The sequence below is a fragment of the Paramuribaculum intestinale genome (genome assembly GCF_030759015.1).
GTDB lineage: Bacteria > Bacteroidota > Bacteroidia > Bacteroidales > Muribaculaceae > Paramuribaculum > Paramuribaculum intestinale.
Map to the genome: position 1 here is coordinate 1,818,062 of NZ_CP098825.1, position 19,633 is coordinate 1,837,694.

Below are 19,633 nucleotides of genomic sequence, written 5' to 3' on the forward strand. Positions count from 1 at the left end.
AAAGAAAAATGAGTAAAGAAAATGAAAATCCCACCGAGGGTTTCCTCGGTAACATCGCCGAAGAATTAGGTACACTCTCCGGCACCTGCAATGAAATCAAGGAAGCGCAGCTCAACTGCGCCACCACCGATGATCTCGCCAAGTTCAAGGATGAACTGGACAATAACCTCGTGCTCTACACTCACGCGATTAGAACTTCAACTGAAAACTGCGAGGGAGCTGTCAACCAATCCACCGACCAAATCTGCGATTCAATCACAGACTTTAAGGATGACTTCAACCAAAAGTTTGATGACTTCAGGGCTAATCCTCCTGTGCAGAAAGTCGAAAAGACTATCCGTATCGCACGCGAATCATGGCAGTGGTATCTCACCCTTGGTTTCACCGTATTCTCAACGCTCTTGTTTTTCGCAATGACCTTCTGGCAGGAAGGGCGCATAGAGCAATGCAGAATATCCGACATCAAGTACCATTACATCTTGATGAATGGAGGTGTCGGAACAGTAGGGCTCGACAGCATCGAAAGCTGGTTTAACGACCCGAAGAAGGTGAAACAAATAGAGGCAGAAGTCCGAGCCTATGAGGAGAGAGTGCAAGAAACAGCACGCGCCCTTGACCAGAAGCACCGCCTCGAAGAGAAAATCAACGAACTCAACACACAATCTCAAAACTCAAAAAAATGACAAACATCACCAACAAAACCCTCTCGACAATCGCAGCTCACCGTATCAAAGACCTGTTTGATGACTTCTGTATCTACGTCGCTAAGCGCTACGGTGCCAGCTACGATGATGCAATCTGCGACTGGAACTGCGTCGGCGCAACCTTCCGCTACTTCGGACGCAACATCCACATCCAGCTCAAAATCTGGGAACACAGCAACGGCCACAACAACCTTCCCGATTACATCATCATCGTATCCGACTTCGTGACCGGTAGCGGCAACGCCCAAGACGAAACCGAGTTCCGGGCCCTATGCCACTTCATCTTCGAGCGTGGCACCCGTCACGGGTTCAAACACCTCGCCGTCGAGACTCCTATCGTCACCTTCACCAAAGAAGTTGCCGTCCCCAACACCCTCATCCCCTGCATGAAGTTCGCGTAATCGATTAATCAAACAACTCCCATATGAGCCTTGCGATTCATATGGGAGTTGTAATATTTAAAATTACGTTATATTGAATTTTTGAAGTATGGCTTTCAATTCCTTTTCCGAAAGACCGTTTGGATGCCGTTCCGGATGTTGCCATTCTCCAGTTTCTTCATATATCATTTGAAAAACTACCCATTCCATACACCATGGAACAAATGTGTTAAAAATATTAGAAGTCCGGTTCCACTCGTTGTTATCTGGATCATACAGGCATAATCGACCATCGTTCTTGTATATATGCTGTGGATTCTCGAATGTTGGTGATAAAAGCCAGCATTTCGGCGCATCATATCCATTATATACAATTTTAGCAGTACAATCAACGCCAACAATGTTGAAGTGTAAATTACATATCAATTTAGGCGACTGTCGCATGCCATAGAAAGACGTGGAAACAAAAGATTTATCATAGTGAGCATTGAGCAGTTTAGCCTCATATTTTATACGTGCTGCGTATATGCTCATATTGCTAACTATCCGATTCCCATGAAATTTTCCCATTAATCGCCAAAGTTAGTATGAGTTGCACCTGCGACTCCGGTTGTCAAGGCTCCGAATGCTCCAGTAGTACCTACTCTCGCTGTTTTCGAAAGAATCGAGTCGCGAAGAGCGTTAAGCTTCGATTGGGTTTCATTATCCTTATCTTCACCTTCTGGGAATCTCGAACCGAGATGTTTTTGCCAAATTCGGCTAGCTTTCTTTTCATTCGGTTCATTTATTGCCTTGGTTGCATCATCTATGAATTTTTGGAGGTACTCCTTGATTTTATTCTTTTTGTCGTCGGAGTAATTGTCAAATATATCATCAAATGGTTCTGCAGGAACTTTACATTCGAACCTATCTTCCAAGGATGAGAGTATTTCCTTGAGAGTATCACGTAACGCTATATCGTCTCTGCCGTCCTTTTTCTTTTGGTTCTTTACTGTCATGATGGTCCAAGCGAGTCCCGGTGGCATGGATTCACGAATATTGTCCGCCCATGCCTTAAGGTATTTGATAAGATGGACAAGTTGTGAGTTGTCTTTCTTTTTACCATTAAACCATTCGACGATTCCTTTGGCATCACTTTTCTCAAAACCCACGCTTTTGATTGCAAGTTCAGGGATCTCATCTCCTGTTTTATCTTTACGATAGATAGGCAAATCAATATGGTAACCTGCGGAATACTTAATTCGTATACATTTATTCTTCTTGGATGGAGTTGCCGAAGTAGTACCGTCCACAGCATCGAAAACCCATTGTTGCAGAGTTGCAGCCGAGACATCAGGCTTAGGCTTTATATAGACGCCAAGATCCAGATCGCATTCGTCATCCTTTGTGCGTATCGATGTGCCCATTTTATATGACCCTTGAATAAAGAACTCAGGGGTGTACTCAGAATGATTCTTCTGAAAATACGACACGATTTTATCTTTGAGATTATCCTTGGAAGTTCTCATGCTTGTGGTTTTTGAATCCACTATGTCGAGTTTCTCAAGAAACTCATCAAACAATTTTTGACAATTTGCCATGTTATGAAAATGTGTAATGGGGTTTAAATTCTTGTTTTTCTGTTGTTGTAAAGATTGTTTTTATTGTGCAACAATTATCACGATAAAGTAGGTGACCAGCATGAAGCATCTTTCTGATTGTGGTCGTTGAAGTGGAATCAAGTGTTATGCGTTCATTTTCGGAGAATTGGTGTTGCAACCTAAAATAGGTAAATTTATCATTTTGGGCTTGTCCAACTCCGTTCTTGTAAAGATTTAATAAATTATCAACATGTACAGATTGTGCTTCAGCCATTATCTCATATATCATTGGTCCATTAAGTGGATTGACCCAATACATTGGAGTAACGTGGGATGATTTCTTTGGACATGCTTTCTTCACGACGCCGGTTCCGAGTGAAAGCAAACCAATATCTTCAAGTTTTATACCGAGGCAGTGCGTCGCCTCTAACAAAGCCATAAAAGATGGATTATTAGCAACTAATCCACCATCTACCATCATATTAATTTGCACGGAGCCATTTTTCCCTTTATTATCGTAAGAGAAATCATATGGTAAGAAATAAGCGGGAGCCGCAGCGGTAGAGAGTGCTGCATCTACAACCGGAATTTGATAATCTCTCACAAGCTTTTCAGAGTGTGCTGTTTTTAGGATATGTATCTGGTGGGATTCTAGATTATATGTCGGGATTAAGAGTCTGGTTTTTGCGTCTCCGATTCTTTTAGGTTCACCATCAGTATTAAATGTTTCATTTAATAGTTTTTTCAACGGTAACCTATCATAAAATGGCTTTTTGAGTATTATTCTTTTAGCTTTAGATACGTTCCGTTGCATAGGTTCGGGAAATATTTCACTTCCATGACGAACATATAGGTCAAGGATATCTTGAGCTTTAACTCCCAAGGCAAGTCCGATGGCGATAATTCCACCGGTTGAAGTACCGGCAATTAAGTCAAAATAATCGCACAGTCGAGTATCTTCACCATATTCTTGGATAAGATCGTTTTCAAGATTAGCAAGAAATTGACACGGTATAACGCCTCGAATTCCCCCGCCATCAATACTAAGGATTTTAAATTTGGGATGTTCCATTTTTTAGCATGTTCCATTCGGGATTACTCGGACGCAATTTGCGAGGAGTGAGAATGGCGAAATAAGATTTACAAAATTCGTGCCAAAGCCACTTGTCAGTCATTATAGACTGACAAGCGATTAGATGCGTGACATATATGACATCAGAACTCATATGCGAGCTTTAATGATACACCTTCGCAGTCGAGTTTGCCTTGTGCGTATGACAAAGCGATTATCATTGCCATAGCTATTAGAAGCAGGAATCTTTTCATAATGACTCTTGAATTAGTGTTATCGACGGGTTGCCTTAATCTCCATACTTGATGTACCCATTGTCAGCGTGAGTTCGGCATAGTTGCCCGATACTGTCTTCACATAATACGTGCCGTAAAGTTCACCGCCAACATATGTCTTGATTGTTTTGCCGGAAACAGTGTAAATACCGGAGCCATTACCCAATGCACCTCGTCCGGAATAACTCCCATCCTGGTTAAATGTGATGGACAGAGACATGCTTGGGTACTTGGTGATGTCAGTCCAATCATTGTCGCCACTGAATTTGACAGAAGTTGCGTTCCATGTACCAATCATCTGAGACTGGATGTTGTCTGGTTCATCGTCATCGCTTGAGCATGATGGGAGAAAGCTAAGAGTCGCTATAAGAAGCAACATGAGTGAGAAAACTTTTTTCATTTTATTCAACGAGGGGGATTTAATCCTCGTGATGCAAAATTATAGCTTTCAAGTTCAACCATTTTGAACTTATTGATAAAATTATTAACTTTGCATTCTAAAGACCTTATACGATGCCGAATACAAAAAGCTCTGATATCCGATACAAGGTTCTCGACCGCTGTTTGCGCCGAGGAGGATATTCTATGGCCAATTTACGTGACGCTGTAAACGAAGAACTGGAATTTCAAGGTCTGTCACCAGTGACAGCTCTTAATACTATAAGGGGCGACATCCGCTTTATAGAAACCACCTATCCTGACATTATTGTAAAGGAGACCCGTTCCGGTCGCAACAAGACATACGCTTATGAGAATCCGGATTCTTCTATATTCAAATTGCAATTTAATGATGAGGAGCTAAGCCAACTCTCGCAGTGTATGGCAATCCTCTCCCAATTTGAAGGTATGCCTCAAATGGACTGGCTTCAATCTTTTATGGATAGATTTAAATTGTCTCTCAATATTGAGAGCGATGGCAAACAAATCGTAGGTTTTGACTATAATCCATATTTGAAAGGGAGGCAGCATTTCGCATCTTTGCTGACAGCTATCAGTGAAAAGAGAGTGTTGTCACTTGAATATAAGAATTTCAAGCAAGAGAAAGTGGATACCATCATTGTTCATCCTTATTTCCTCAAAGAGTACAATAACCGATGGTTCTTATTGGGCTTCAACGAGGATAAACACAAAATTTCAAATTTCGCATTTGACCGAATCATATCTATCAACACTGTTTCTTTTCCCAAATATCGGGAAAATGAAGAAATCGACTTCAACCAAGAATATTTCGATGATATAATAGGTGTCTCACATACAAATGCCGAACAACAACCTATTATTATTAAGGTTGCCAAAGACACTTATCCCTATATAGAGACGAAGGCCCTTCATTGGAGCCAGTCTGTAGTCGACCGTGATGAAGATTCAGTAACTATAAAAATTAAGGTAGCCCCCAACTTTGAGTTAGAGCAATGCTTACTATCTTATGGCGAAGCAATTACAATAGAACAACCGGTCTCATTAAGAGAGAAAATTAAGGAAAGAATCAATAGAATGCGCAACAATTATGAATTGGTTCAAAATGATTGAACTATTTGTTTGTAATTTTGCAATCGAAAACCAATGTTGGTTTACATTAAAATATTTTGGTTATGACATTCGACTATTTTAAGCTCATAAACTCCATTACAATCGAACTCAAGTGCTCTTTAAGTGAGAGCATTAGACTAATTATGCTTTGTGCATATTGTATCCACCACGGATATAAGTCCATAGAAGATGGTGTTATGAATGACAATATAGCACACGCCATTTATCATAGATTGCACAATATATATAATATCTCTTTGGAAAAAGAGTCGCGGTTCTCTGAAATATTATATATGGAAATGGGTACTCAACTCAAAATTAATCAATATACAGAAGTAATTGAGACTCTTTTTGAACAATGGAATCTAATGGCAGGGAGAGGACAACGAGAATCAGGAATGCCCAAGGAAATAGCCCAATTATCTGCCCATTTGATGAAAGATTGGAAAGAGAAGGATATTTTCAACCCATATGCTGGATTTGCTTCATTTGGTATATTTTGTCCTAATACCTCATACCACGGGGAGGAGCTGAATATAGATGTTGCTACACTTGCCAAACTTCGTCTTGATGCTCACGGAATGTCAATAAATGATGTGGAGGTTGCTGATTCTACAAGATTTGAATGGTTAGGAGGGAATGTAATGGTAGCGATGCCTCCGTTTGCTGACAAATTAGTAGATAAGGCAAACTCTTTCGTAAATTTCTCGAATTTCAAGATTAATAATAGCCTTGAGTTTTTGATTGCTCAGTTTACAGCACTTCCCGGCCTCAGAAAAGCTATACTTGTTACACCGACTGCTTTTTCATATCAAATTGGCGGATATAAGATATTAAGAGAGGCATTATTGGATCAGAATCTCATAGATTCCGTCATAGAGTTACCATCCAATATTCTATATGGGACTTCTATTCCATGCAGTCTTTTGGTACTTAACAAAGACAAGTCCAATCAAGATGTAAAAATAGTTGATGCCAGAGAATGTTTTTATCAACACTCCAAATCTATAAGAATATTGGATATTAAAAAGTGTATTGAATCTATAACAAGCGAGCATACAACTCTCAATGTGTCAACATCAGATATATTGAAAGATAACGGGAATCTATCATATGACTTTTATAAAAGGTCGCAATTAGTATATCCTGACACCTACAAGAAATATTCACTCGATGATTTAATCTGTAGGGCCTTCGCCGATTCAAGACATGGCGATGAGAATGGTCGTGTAATTACCGTTTCAAATTTACCTTTCACACCATTTACAGGTGAAATTAAGATAGAGGATCTTGAAATCGCATCTGTCGCCGGACTTACGAAGATTTCGCATCCTTGTATCATTATGAGTACAATCGGACAAGCTCGCGCTGCAATATGTCCTGCATCCCAAGACAATCCCGTATACTTGAAGCCCAATATTATCGCATGGGATTTATTGATGTTCGATTTGGTTGATGCTAATTATCTATGTCTTGAATTGAATAAGATTAGTGCATACGGTACCTACGCAAACCGAATCAGAGTCAACGACATTCTTAAAATGGAGATTGGCCTTCCGTCGAAAGAAGAGCAGATTGCAATATTTACTGAAGCTAAGGAAGCTTATACCTTGGTTAAGGCAGAGGAATTAGGTTTGGCTGAAATCATTCAGTCTATGAAGGCTGAGTATATAAACAATGTGCGCAACCGGAAGCATGACATGGCTCCATATATGCGGCAATTATCTTCTGGATTCAAACTAATCAACACATACATTGATCGGGAAGATTATGCCAGCATTAAAAATGTAATTGCCCGGCAAGAAGATGCTTTTAAAAGGCTTCAAGAGTTGGTTAATATCCTTTCTGACGAGGAAGAATTTGGCAATCCAGAGATTGTAAACATAGATGAATTTCTGTTAGAATTAGAAAATTCGCCCTATGATAAAGTAAATTACAAAATACTTTATGATACTGACAGCCCCTCATTAGAGGCTCTCGGGCTGCCATTCCATACATCTCATAGCAATAATTGTGTGAGTGATAACTCAGATGTTGAGCCTAATCGTGAGCCACTTGCTCTATGGGTTAACATAGGAAAGTTAGATTTAAAAAGAGCAGTTGACAATATTATCTCGAATGCCGCTCAGCATGGTTTTGTGGATAAAGACCGAACAGACTATTGTATCTGGGTAACATTGTCGGCGGATACTCACAAAGGAACTTTTAATATAAACTTCACCAATAACGGACTTCCTTTCCCCGAGGGCCTAACAAAAGAACGATATGGCATGTTAGGTGAAAAAGCTGGCAAAACCGGAAGAAATGGGAAAGGTGGGTATATTGTGAGGAGTATTGTTGAACATTTTGGAGGTGATTATGACATTTTGGTTGGCAATGAAACATCAACTGTCAGAATCTCATTGCCAATAGCAAATCTAGACGAAAATGAGACCCTATAATGTACTTTGGATAGATGACGAGTGGGAAAAGATGGATCTCTTCAAAGAGCTCTGTAAAGAAGATCATTCCATCATACTCCATCCCTATACAACTCAGAAAAAGGGGATGGCAGAGCTTGAAGCAAACTTGAGCTTTTATGACGCTGTTCTTCTTGACGCTAAAATGTGGGACGAATCAGAAAACGAGCAAGCGAGCCTTGTTGGTCTGCGGAATGCAAAACAAAAACTGGATCAGCTGACGTTGAAGAGGGCAATCCCTTACTTTATTTCCACAGGCCAACCGGACTTGATGAGCAATAAAATGTTCGAAGACTCATTTGGGAAATATTACATCAAGGATAGAGATGACGATCAACTAATTCAGGATATGATAACCGCAATGGATTCTCTTGAAGTTAGGCAAATTATGTCCATATATCCGAACTTGTTTAGAGCGTGTGCCAAAATAGGGTTATCGTCCGATGCGGAAAATCGACTTACTTCATGTTTATGCGATGTGCATTTCATGCGCAACAGAATAGACCCAGATCTAAGCAAGGATTATCCTCACCTACGCTATGTGATAGAAGCCATATTCAGAACGCTAAACAAGGTGAAAATTATTCCCGATGCTTGTATTAAAGGAGGTAAGGTAAATCTTATGGATTGTTCACTATACCTTGCAGGTAAAGACACGAAGCATAGTGGCGTTAGGTATGAATGGCCTGGAGTGCGCTTTATACCCCATTATATAGAAAAAGACATCCTCAGCGCTATAGTTTTCGGTAATGCTCATGCACACACACCAGATCCAGATATACCAGCGTTGAATCCGGAGGATTATGAGATGTCAAAGAAATCGAACTTTCTCCTATATTCTATAGCTTTCGGAGTTTCACATTTTATAATATGGTTGGCCGACAAATATGATTGTAGTGAAAGCTCAATCTCAAAATACGAGCGGAAAACAATGCCTATAGAAAAAGAGGAGGACGAGTTTATTCCAGAACAAGACAAAGACGGTATATGGCATTACCAAGCCTGTGTCTTGCAACAAAAAAGATATTCTTCGAATACACATAAAATAACGGGCATACGGCAGAATAACGACAAAGCAAAGGTCAAGTATCCTTACTTTGCCTTCTGTGAAGAGATTGTATCAAAATCAGACATAAAGGTTCAATTAAGTTGAACATATTTTTAGTAACTTTGCATTAGAAAACGACAAATACCTTTCGATATATATGACAGAACAGGAACTTGCAGGCATGATTTGGAACATCAAGGAGATTATCCGTGGTGTGTATGACGATACCGAGGTAGAGAACGTGATTCTTCCGTTCACTCTGCTCCGGCGACTTGACTGTGTGTTACAGGACCGCTATGACGAGCTTTTCCAGCAGTATAAGGACTTCCCCGATGATAAGAAGGAGGTGATGCTGATGGCTCTGATGCGCCGCAACGGTCTCACATTCTTTAATACGTCAGGATTGTCACTCAACAAACTTCTTGCTCAGCCGAAGATGCTTGCCGACAATTTCAAAACGTATCTTGACGGCTTCACGCAGAATGTGCGCAATATCCTCTTGGCATTCACACAAGAGGATGGCGAGAATGGCGACATCAGTCGCATCTATTCCCGCCTTGACCGCAACGACCTCCTGTTTCAAGTCACAGAAAGTTTTGTCAACAATGCTGACTTGCATCCCGACAAGGTTGACAATTCGATGATGGGTACCATCTTCGAGATTATTATCCGTAAGTCAAAGGAAACCACCAATACCAAAGCCGGACAGTTTTATACGCCCCGTGAGGTGGTGCGTCTGCTTGTCTCATTAGTCATGCACGGACGTGAGGCGGAGGTTAACACCGTTGGTAAGCATTTCCAAATTTACGACCCGTGTTGTGGTACCGGTGGTATGTTGACGGAGGGTAAACGCTACCTCCAGTCAATGACCGACCGCAAGGATATGAAGATATATCTCTTCGGTCAGGAGTTGAACGAAAAGACATACGCCATATGCAAGTCTGACCTTCTCATCAAGGGAGACCTTGACAAAGACCGAAATATTGCACTTGGAGATACGCTCGCCAACGACCAGTTCCCCGGCGAGAAATTCGGTTATATGCTCGCCAATCCTCCTTTTGGTGTGGATTGGAAGAAGATTGAGGGAAAAGTGAAAGAGGATGCAGCCAAGAGCGACGGACGCTTTTCTGTGGGATTGCCATCCACGTCCGACGGTTCACTGCTATTCCTACTCCACATGATTAGCAAGATGGATGCCAATGGTTCGCGTATAGGTATTGTACTCAACGGCAGTCCTCTCTTCAATGGAGCGGCCGGCAGCGGATGGAGCGAAATCCGCAAGATGCTTATGGAACGCGACCTGCTCGATGCAATTGTGGCATTGCCGAAAAATCTGTTCTATGGCACTGATATATCCACTTATCTTTGGATTCTCGACAACAAGAAACCGGCAGAGCGAAAGGGCAAGGTGCTGATGATTGATGCCACCCATCCTCGTTATGCCAAACTGCTCCAACGCTCACTTGGTAAGAAACGCTACGAAATCCCGGATGAGGCCATTGACGAGATTGTCAACTTATACGGTGATTTCAAGGATGCGATACTTCCTGAAACTGAGGATGTGAAGATGGCACGATTGATGGATATTGAGGATTTCCTATACACTACTGTTACCATCTGCCGCCCGCTACGTCTCTTCTACGAGAATATCGCACAGAAGGCGGCTGAAGCGGCCAAGGCAGATAAAGTCAAAAAGGCCGACAAAGAAGTGTTGGAAAAGATTGCCGCGATGACTTTTCCGGATGGGAGGCTCACCGACGTGGAGGTTTTCAATGAACTGAAGCGGATTCTTCCTAAGAAGCCCACACAGGCTGTAATCAAGTTGGTTCGCACACTTGGTACTGCTGACCCTGAGGCACCGATAGTATGGGTTACACCCGGTGATGAAAAAGGTCAATGGGTTATTGACCCGGCATTGACCGACACCGAGACTATTCCGATGAAAGAGGACATAGACGAATATATCAAGCGCGAAGTATTGCCGTTTGTTCCTGATGCATGGCGCGACCCGAGCAAGGACAAGGTCGGCTGCGAGTTTCCTCTCACGCGTCTGTTCTATCGCTATACTCCACTACGTTCGACGGATGAAATTCTCGGCGAACTGATGGCACTTGAATCAGACACAACGTCCAGTCTCAAATCTCTAATCTCCGAAGCGTGATGAAACAGCGATACGACTCATACAAGCCGTCAGGCGTTGAATGGATTGGAGAAATACCAAGCCATTGGAATGTTGTAAGAATGCGTTATCTGTGTGATATGATTACGGGTGATAAAGATACTGTAAATCGGGTAGATGATGGCATTTATCCATTCTATGTGCGCTCTCCGCATATCGAGAGAATCAATTCTTATACTTTTGACGGAGAAGCTGTTTTAATGGCTGGTGATGGAGTTGGCGCCGGTAAAGTTCTGCATTATGCTAATGGTAAATTTGACTTTCATCAGAGAGTTTATAATTTCCATAATTTCAGACAGATTAAAGGTATTCTTTTGTATCAGTATTTAAAATCTCTTTTTAAATATAAAATTGAAGAAGGCGGAGCCAAAAATACCGTTGACTCTGTGCGTCAACCTTGGTTGAAGGACTTTCCGGTATGCGTTCCTCCACTTGCTGAGCAGGAGGCTATAGCGGCGTGGCTTGATGAGAAGTGTGGTGAGATTGATGCTGCGATTGCAAAGGTTGACCGGGAGATTGAGCTGATTGACGAACTGAAACAAAGCGAAATTTCGCGCGTCGTCACCCGCGGACTCAATCCCATCGTCCCTCTCCGCGCCTCCGGCATCGACTGGATCGGCGAAATTCCCGAGCATTGGAAGGTCTCAAGGCTTAAAAATAAATCAATAATCACCTTAGGCAAGATGTTAATGTCTGAACCTCCCAAGGGGCAGGAACATAAATATACCTGTGAAAAATATCTAAAATCTCGAAATATCGGGTGGCTTCAACTTAACTTAGATGAAGTTGAGGAAATGTGGTTCAACGATTCTGAAAAGAAAATTTACGAATTGCAAGAAGGGGACTTGGTAGTCAACGAAGGTGGTGATATTGGCAAAGTCGCCATTTGGCATAATCATAAAAACGCGTTCTTTATTCAGAATTCAGTACACAAGGTAACACCCATTGACACTGATTCAAGATATTGTGCCTATTGGATTTATTTCATGTCCAAGAAAGAATATTTTTGGTCTATTGTTAGTCAAGTGAGTATAGCTCATCTCACAAAAGAAAAACTTTCAAATGCTCCATTATTGGATATTCCAGTGAATGAGCAGCATGAGATTGCCGATTATCTTGACAAGAGGTGTGCCGAGATTGATGGTCTGAAGGCGAAACTGAAAAAGAAACGTGACACTCTTGTAGAGCTTCGTCAATCGTTGATCTCTGAAGTTGTTACCGGTAAAAGAAAAGTTGTTTAATCCTCTCAAATCGCATATCATGAACGCTGACAACGAAACTCGTTTTGAAGAACATATCGAAGCTGCTCTCTTGGCTTCCCCTCTATATATCGGCCGTAGCTCAAAAGACTTCGACATAAAACGTCGCGTTGACCCCGGGATGCTGTGGCAGTTTCTACACGCACAGCACGAAACATGGGAACGTCTGCTGAAGAGGTTCAAAACCGGAGATGATGCACTCAATGCGGTTATTAAGGATTATAATTCAAAACTCGATAACGGTCATTCTCTCGTCGATATTCTACGCAATGGTCTGAAGATACAGGGAATCCCGGTCAAGCTGATGCAGACCAAACCGACACTTGCCGGAGAAGATAGTAACCTCCATGAGCTCTATCTCGCCAACCGATTTGCAGTGGTTCGCCAAATGCGCTATTCAGAGGACAAGGCCGACAAGGGCAATGAACTTGACTTGTGTATTCTTCTCAATGGTTTCCCCATTATCACAGCTGAACTGAAAAACGAAGGCACCGGCCAAAACTATACCAACGGCATTTATCAATATCGCCACGACCGCGACCCCAAGAATGCCATGCTTCGCACGGCGTTGGTGCATTTCGTAGTTGATAACAACTATGCGTTCATGACAACCTTTCTCAACGGAGAGGATACTTCGTTCCTGCCATTCAACGTTGATTCCGTCAATCCGCAAGTGCCGGGTGATTATGCCACCAGCTATCTCTGGAAAGACATTTGGCAAGCAGACTCCCTACTCAACATCATCGACCACTTTATCAAATCGGTGACAGACAACGGAAAGACTGTCACTTTCTTTCCTCGTTACCACCAATTGAGGGTTGTCCGCAATCTTATCAAGTGGGTTGAACAGGAAGGACCCGGTCATAATTATCTTATCGAGCATTCAGCTGGATCCGGCAAGACTAAATCAATGGCTTGGCTCGCCCATCAGCTCGTGAATCTTGTCAATAATGACCAGACACCGGTGTTTGACTCCATCATCATGGTGACAGACCGCATCGTACTAAATGCGAATATGGCTGACGATGTAAACGCATTCGCAACAGAAGCCGGTGTGGTGAAGGACATACGTCGCGGCAGCAAGAAACTCGCCAAAGCGATAAACGATGGTGGGCGCATAATTGTGAGCACCGTACAGAAATTCAGTTATGCACTAAGCGAACTTAAACGCGACAAGCACCGCAACTATGCTGTCATCATTGACGAGGCACACACTGCAATAGGCAATGAAAGTGCTAAGGATATTGTCAACGCCTTATCCACCGACGAGGATATTCAGGCTTTAATTGCCGAAATGGAGTGCGAGGGATATGAAAGCAACGAAATGGATGCTCTCATGGCTTATATGCAGACAATGCGTCAGCAGATGGGGCATATCAGTTATTTTGCCTTCACCGCCACACCCAAGGACAAGACATACGCACTTTTCGGAAAGAAAACTACTGAAGGATATGTAGCACACGATTACTATACTATGAAGCAGGCCATCGACGAAAAATTCATCCTCGACGTGCTTCGCAACTACACCACCTACAAAACGATGTTTGAATACATCGAGAAAAACTCCGCGCATCCCACTATGGCTATGACCACGGAGGGTGTCTCCGGCGTTAATGAACCGGAAGAGCTGTATGGTGAGAAAAAATCTGTTGCTTTGATTCTTCGCAAACTGAATCAGGAGCCGGAGAATATGACACTGAAGGCCCGTTTGGCTCTCAACTACTTCATGCAGCACACCCGCAACAAAATAGGGGGCAAAGCCAAAGCCATGTTTGTCAGCGACAGCCGTGCGGCGGCTGTTCGCTATAAGAAGATTTTCGACAACCTACTCGCTGAGGAATATGGTAGTGAGTTCAAAACGTTGGTGGCCTTCTCCGGAGAAGTGGAGCTGCCCGATGGTACGAAATACACCGAAGACAAGATGAACGGCTGGGGAATCAAAGACGATAAAATCCGAGAAACATTCGATACTCCCGAATACCGCATCTTGATTGTAGCCGATAAATTCCAGACCGGCTTTGACCAGCCGCTGCTTCACACTATGTACGTAGATAAGATGCTCGGTGGCATCCAGTGCATACAGACCCTCTCACGCCTCAATCGTTGCTATGACAAGGGAGGTGTAAAGAAGGAAGATACGATGGTGATTGACTTCCGCAATGATGCAGACTCCGTGCAGAAGGCATTCCAAAAGTATTATCAGACCACCATCCTCACCGGCGAGGTTGACACCCAGCGCCTCTATACCCTTCTCGATGATATAAAGGTGTTCAAATTGTACAACACGGCCGAAAGAGACCAAGTCGTAGCCGCAATGGTCAAGGAAGATGCAGCTTCGGCAGTATCAATCTGCAACACAATTGTCCGCGAACGGGAGACACCGTTGAGCAACGAAGATAAGGATAAATTCCGCAAACTCGTAAACCGCTATATCCGAAGCTATGGCTTTATGGCGCAGCTCTTGACTTATTGCGACCCTGAGCTTGAACGTGAATACATATTCCTCCGAGCTCTCTATCCACGTTTGCAATACACCAAAGAAACTCTCCCGATGGAGATTCTTGACCGCGTTGACCTTAACAAACTACGCTTGCAAATGGTGATGGAGGGGACAATCGCTCTTGAAAATGAGGATGCTGAACTCAGTTCATCCCGCATCGGTGACGTGAAAGCACCAGTTGAGGATGAGAAAAAGACACTCCGTGAGATTCTTGACATCGTCAACGAGCCCTATCGTGGATTCCTTGAGGACCACGACATAGTGCTACGTCCGCTCAACCATATGATGTTGACTGACCCCAGTATCAATGAGGCAGTACGTTCTGGAAATTCATACGGAGTGCTTCGTGAGCTTTTCTCAGAAAGAGCACAAGATCTTGTCCTTGACATGAGCGGTAAGGGCATAGACCTCTATGAGGAGTTTATGAACGACACTCCCTTTGCACGCGAATACATCCGCAATATCCTCGACATGGCATTGCGCAATAATCAACAGAGCAATATCGACCTCGACTTGCATCGCCTCTCGGAGAAAATAATTGAGGAAATTCGTTCTGAGTTTGCCGAACTCGCGCAGACATCGCGCCGCCTGGATGAAGTTGCTGAATATCTCATAAACATCATCCAGAAGAGAACAAAACCAGGACTTGACGGAGCAAACGACCTTCTCATAAACTCCCTCAACCATCTTCTCTGCAACGACCGGTTGACAGAACTTGACCGTCGTGCCCACTTCAACACGCTTGTCGGTAAATTCGAGCCGTTCCTGAAGAAGCTCTATTACCTCATCAACAACCGGGAGTTGACAACCCGCGAAGGCGCAGTTGACAGAACACAGTTTGCTGACTGCATTTTTGGTCATGAATCGCTACGCAGGTTGAAGCACACCACCGATCCAAGATATTTCCGCTTCCGGGATTATCTTGAAAAAGTGCGTGCATGGCGCAACGACGAAGCTCACAGCGCTCCTGAATTTACCGACGAAGAGTTGAAAGTGGCAGTACATATCCTCGTGACAATGTACGCCTACGTTACAGCCAAGAGTATCACCGACCTCGAAATGAACGGTCTATAAAAATATAGTTTATGAAAACTCTCCTTCCAAGGATTCTTACAAAGAAAGATGACCCCGATTCTTATAAGGCCGTAGAAGAGCTAGATGAAGTTCTTCGAAATGCTGAGGAAGAAGGCATTAGAAATATCGCTCTTACCGGACCTTATGGGTCGGGTAAGAGTTCTGTGCTCAATACTCTCAAACAAGACTTCAAGGACAGACGGAACTATCTTTCCATCTCTTTAGCAACACTTCAATCAGGTAGTGAGGACAATGATACAGGAGAAGATGAATCTAAGAATTCTGACGACAAGGAGGCTCTCAATCGCCGAATAGAATATAGTATCCTTCAACAACTTATATATCGCGAAAAGGCTTCAACAGTTCCTAATTCAAGATTCAAGCGTATAACTTATTTCACCAAAAAAGAATTGTGGGGGCTTGTACTTTGGACTATTGGTTTTATAATCGCATTCTTTATAGCTTTTGAGCCCGAATTTGCTAAAGTCGATTCAGCATATGAGTGGTTGAACTGGGGTAAAGTGAACTCATTATTTGATTTCCTCGCAATGGGCTATATGCTTTTTTGCTCAGCTTATGTAATCAAATACTTTGTCCAAGGATATAGCAATTCAAAATTGAATAAACTAAACCTAAAGGATGGGGAAATCGATATTAAAGAGGACAATTCAATTTTCAACAAACATCTAGATGAAATATTATATTTTTTCAGAGCTACCGAATATAACGTGGTTATCATTGAAGACCTCGATAGATTTGAGACCTCAGATATATATCTTAAACTCAGAGAACTGAATCAACTAATCAACGAATCAGAAGAGATTAAACGCCATATCACATTTGTATATGCTGTAAAAGACGATGTTTTTGATGATGAACATCGGACTAAGTTCTTTGACTATATAATCACTGTAATTCCTGTCATCAATCCATCCAACTCAAAGGACATCCTTAAAAAGCAATTATCAGAAATTGGTTTACCCAATAATACTATATCTGATGATGATTTGGCCTCCATAGCCTTCTTTATCCCAGATATGCGTATTCTCACCAATATTGTAAACGAATTTCAGCAGTATCGAGAGAAACTATCAAAGACTGGTCAGCCCCTCAATATGACGAAGTTGCTGGCAATGATAGTGTACAAAAATTACTATCCTAAAGACTTCGCTGAATTGCATCGTCGCAAAGGGAAAGTGTATGCATGCATATCTCAGAAGAAAGCTTTTATTGAAATTGCCACAAAAGAAATCAATGACTCAATTGCAGTTTGCAATAAGGAGATACAGGCATATAAAGAAGCGAAGAAATGGGAGATTGTCGAACTTAAAAAATTATTTTTGGTAAGCCTTCTGAACCAAGTAAATTCAACGGCAGTTTCAATTCGTATCAGCAATCAATACTATACAATCGAATCGATAGCAACATCGGATAACTTATTCAATGATTTGCTTACTCAGGAAAGTGTAAGCTATCATTATCTGTATAACTATAATTCAGGTAGCGCATCGACTACCAGTACTCGTATTAATGTAAAGTCAGTTTATCAAGAATCACCATACTTTGCAAAAATTCAACTAATTTCTATTGAACCAGAAACACTCAAGAATCGTCTAAACAATCTAAATAAAGACCTAAGAACTACATCTGGCCTAAAATTAGCTTCAATACTTTTAAAATATCCCAAAGTTATGGCATCCGATTTATATATGAACTTGGGATTAAGTGAGATGATGAATATATTCCTTATTGAGGGATATATCGATGAAGATTATTATGACTACATTTCTTACTTCTATGAAGGCCTGATTTCTCCGGCGGATAGAGAGTACATCCTTTCAATCAGACAATTGCAAACGCCCGAATATAATAGACATATTGATAAAATTGATAATTTCGCTAAGGAACTGCGTCCAAATAACTTTATAACAGAGAGCATTCTTAATATTGAATTGCTCGATTACTTTACGTCAAACAAGTCAAGGAATTCCAAAATTTCCGATTTTTATGACCGTATGGTTGATGTGATTGAAACCACCTCGAAGAGATACGACTTTCTCGGTGAGTTTTACATTTCAAGCCATTCTCCTGGAGCATTCCTTGTGACCTATTACGAATCTCGCCTGTCTTCAATTTGGAAAGATGTAATTGCTCTGCCGAATGACGAGAAAAAGAACAATCTTATAATCAGCATCATCCAATTTGGAGGAGACCTTAATGATGAAATTTTCAATTGGATAAGTGAAAACTATCTCTTCATTCATAGCCAGTATGCATATATTGAGAATGATAGGCTTAGATTCATCATCGAAAACGCAACATTTACGGCTCTTATGGCTGGAAATGCCCCCTTATTGAATAATGTAATATCTGAGTACTCATACATTATAACTAAAGACAACCTCTGTGTCGTGCTCTCAACTGTATATGATAAGCCAGAGACAACAGTCCAAGACATAACATTGGATAATATACAGAATTGTGGCAACGATGATGTTAAGTCTTATCTTTTGGACGAGGATAACTTTTCCACTACGTTCGATTGTATGAACATTCAGTACAACAACGAATCGTTGGAATCTATTGAATTTATTCTCAATAGCAATTTACCAGAAGATAAGAAAAGACAATTCTTGATGGGGCAAGAATGCCGCAGAGAAAATATTATTGGGCTTACTGACGAACAGGCTATGCTAATGTATGAATGCAATTTAATAGTTCCTACATGGGAGAATGTCTCTATATTATATGAAAAATATGGAAGCAATATTTCTCTCGTGCTCAACTTCATCAAATCCAACTGCGATAGTCTATCTATAGAGAAGAGTGCTAGTGGGGTTGAAAAAGAAATTGAGTTATTTGATTTACTGTTTGGTTCTAACGAACATCTTACATTCGATGAATACGTATCTCTCAATAAAGCGTTTAGATGTGATGTGGAAGGTGATGAGTATCTAACTACACTTTCGAAAGAACGATTCGAATTGTTATTGAGAAATCGGAAAATACCTTTTGATAAAGAAAATATAGCCGTTTTAAATGGCACTGAACGACTTTCAACATACCTAATTTTCTGGAATAAGAAGTTCATCGAAAATATTGATTGGGACTATATGCTATCTGCCGAAGTATGCTTGGTGCTGTTGCAAAGTGATAGGTTTTCGACTGAAGAAAAACTTACAATCATCCGTAAAGCTCAATATCCTGTAACTCAAAATAACGAATCCCTAAGTAATATCGTTCTTTCTATATTCTCAGAAAATCTAGATGGCATATCATACACTATTGCAGAATTGAGAAGTCTCATCAAGCAAAGTTCTCTGCTTGTCCCCAAAAAGATAATAGCCAATCATGTACTTATTGCGCTTGATTACAATGAAAACGAATTCATAGATGTGCTTCAATCTATAGGAGACCCATCCTTTACGGCCATTTCGGAAAGGCATAAGAAACCCAAAATCGACAAAACAGTGCCGAACCTCGAACTTCTGAAGACTCTTAAAAATAAAGGTTTTATCTCTTCCGCTAAAGACGAAGGAGAATATATGCGACCAAATTATTTCAAATCCTGAT

The 19,633-nt window shown here is 41.5% G+C and carries 13 protein-coding genes; 9 read left to right on the forward strand and 4 right to left on the reverse strand.

Annotated elements, in window-relative coordinates; translation table 11 throughout:
• The first annotated feature begins 8 nt into the window (after positions 1-8).
• A complete protein-coding gene (locus NF347_RS08090) occupies positions 9-683 on the forward strand; it encodes a hypothetical protein (RefSeq protein WP_107036486.1) in 675 nt (224 codons plus the stop codon).
• Complete coding sequence (locus NF347_RS08095; protein WP_107036487.1) at positions 680-1,105, forward strand: hypothetical protein; 426 nt, start codon at positions 680-682, stop codon at positions 1,103-1,105. The genes NF347_RS08090 and NF347_RS08095 overlap by 4 nt, the downstream gene beginning before the upstream one ends.
• 63 nt (positions 1,106-1,168) lie before the next feature.
• Here NF347_RS08095 and NF347_RS08100 read toward each other — a convergent pair whose 3' ends face one another.
• The 4 genes from NF347_RS08100 to NF347_RS08115 all read right to left on the reverse strand — a co-directional run bounded on the left by NF347_RS08100 (position 1,169) and on the right by NF347_RS08115 (position 4,411).
• Positions 1,169-1,618 carry a hypothetical protein gene (locus NF347_RS08100; RefSeq protein ID WP_133165477.1) on the reverse strand — a complete coding sequence of 150 codons (450 nt, stop codon included), beginning with the start codon at positions 1,616-1,618 and terminating at the stop codon, positions 1,169-1,171.
• 35 nt (positions 1,619-1,653) lie between these two features.
• Positions 1,654-2,664: a cyclic GMP-AMP synthase DncV-like nucleotidyltransferase gene (locus NF347_RS08105; RefSeq protein WP_107036489.1), complete on the reverse strand. Its 1,011-nt coding sequence runs from the start codon at positions 2,662-2,664 to the stop codon at positions 1,654-1,656.
• A 1-nt stretch (position 2,665) separates the two neighbouring features.
• The gene (locus NF347_RS08110; RefSeq protein ID WP_107036490.1) at positions 2,666-3,736 is read right to left on the reverse strand and encodes a CBASS cGAMP-activated phospholipase; all 1,071 of its coding nucleotides are present in this window, start codon (positions 3,734-3,736) and stop codon (positions 2,666-2,668) included.
• Between the two features lie 273 nt (positions 3,737-4,009).
• Positions 4,010-4,411 (reverse strand): lipocalin-like domain-containing protein, encoded by a 402-nt coding sequence (locus tag NF347_RS08115; RefSeq protein WP_107036491.1) that lies wholly within the window; start codon positions 4,409-4,411, stop codon positions 4,010-4,012.
• Between the two features lie 113 nt (positions 4,412-4,524).
• On the opposite strand from NF347_RS08115, the gene NF347_RS08120 reads away from it, so the two are divergent.
• From NF347_RS08120 to NF347_RS08150, 7 genes are all read left to right on the forward strand, one after another.
• Positions 4,525-5,541, forward strand: a complete 1,017-nt coding sequence (locus tag NF347_RS08120; protein ID WP_107036492.1) for a helix-turn-helix transcriptional regulator — start codon at positions 4,525-4,527, stop codon at positions 5,539-5,541.
• Positions 5,542-5,603: 62 nt separating this feature from the next.
• Positions 5,604-7,982 carry an N-6 DNA methylase gene (locus tag NF347_RS08125; RefSeq protein ID WP_290460837.1) on the forward strand — a complete coding sequence of 793 codons (2,379 nt, stop codon included), beginning with the start codon at positions 5,604-5,606 and terminating at the stop codon, positions 7,980-7,982.
• A complete protein-coding gene (locus NF347_RS08130; protein WP_107036494.1) occupies positions 7,969-9,153 on the forward strand; it encodes a hypothetical protein in 1,185 nt (394 codons plus the stop codon). Before NF347_RS08125 ends, NF347_RS08130 begins: the two co-directional genes overlap by 14 nt.
• A 52-nt stretch (positions 9,154-9,205) precedes the next feature.
• On the forward strand, positions 9,206-11,209 hold the full coding sequence (locus NF347_RS08135) for a type I restriction-modification system subunit M (RefSeq protein WP_107036495.1): 2,004 nt from the start codon (positions 9,206-9,208) through the stop codon (positions 11,207-11,209).
• On the forward strand, positions 11,209-12,468 hold the full coding sequence (locus tag NF347_RS08140) for a restriction endonuclease subunit S (protein ID WP_107036496.1): 1,260 nt from the start codon (positions 11,209-11,211) through the stop codon (positions 12,466-12,468). The genes NF347_RS08135 and NF347_RS08140 overlap by 1 nt, the downstream gene beginning before the upstream one ends.
• Before the next feature lie 19 nt (positions 12,469-12,487).
• Positions 12,488-16,060, forward strand: a complete 3,573-nt coding sequence (locus tag NF347_RS08145; RefSeq protein WP_107036497.1) for a type I restriction endonuclease subunit R — start codon at positions 12,488-12,490, stop codon at positions 16,058-16,060.
• A gap of 11 nt (positions 16,061-16,071) precedes the next feature.
• A complete protein-coding gene (locus NF347_RS08150; RefSeq protein ID WP_107036498.1) occupies positions 16,072-19,632 on the forward strand; it encodes a YobI family P-loop NTPase in 3,561 nt (1,186 codons plus the stop codon).
• Position 19,633 lies beyond the last annotated feature (1 nt).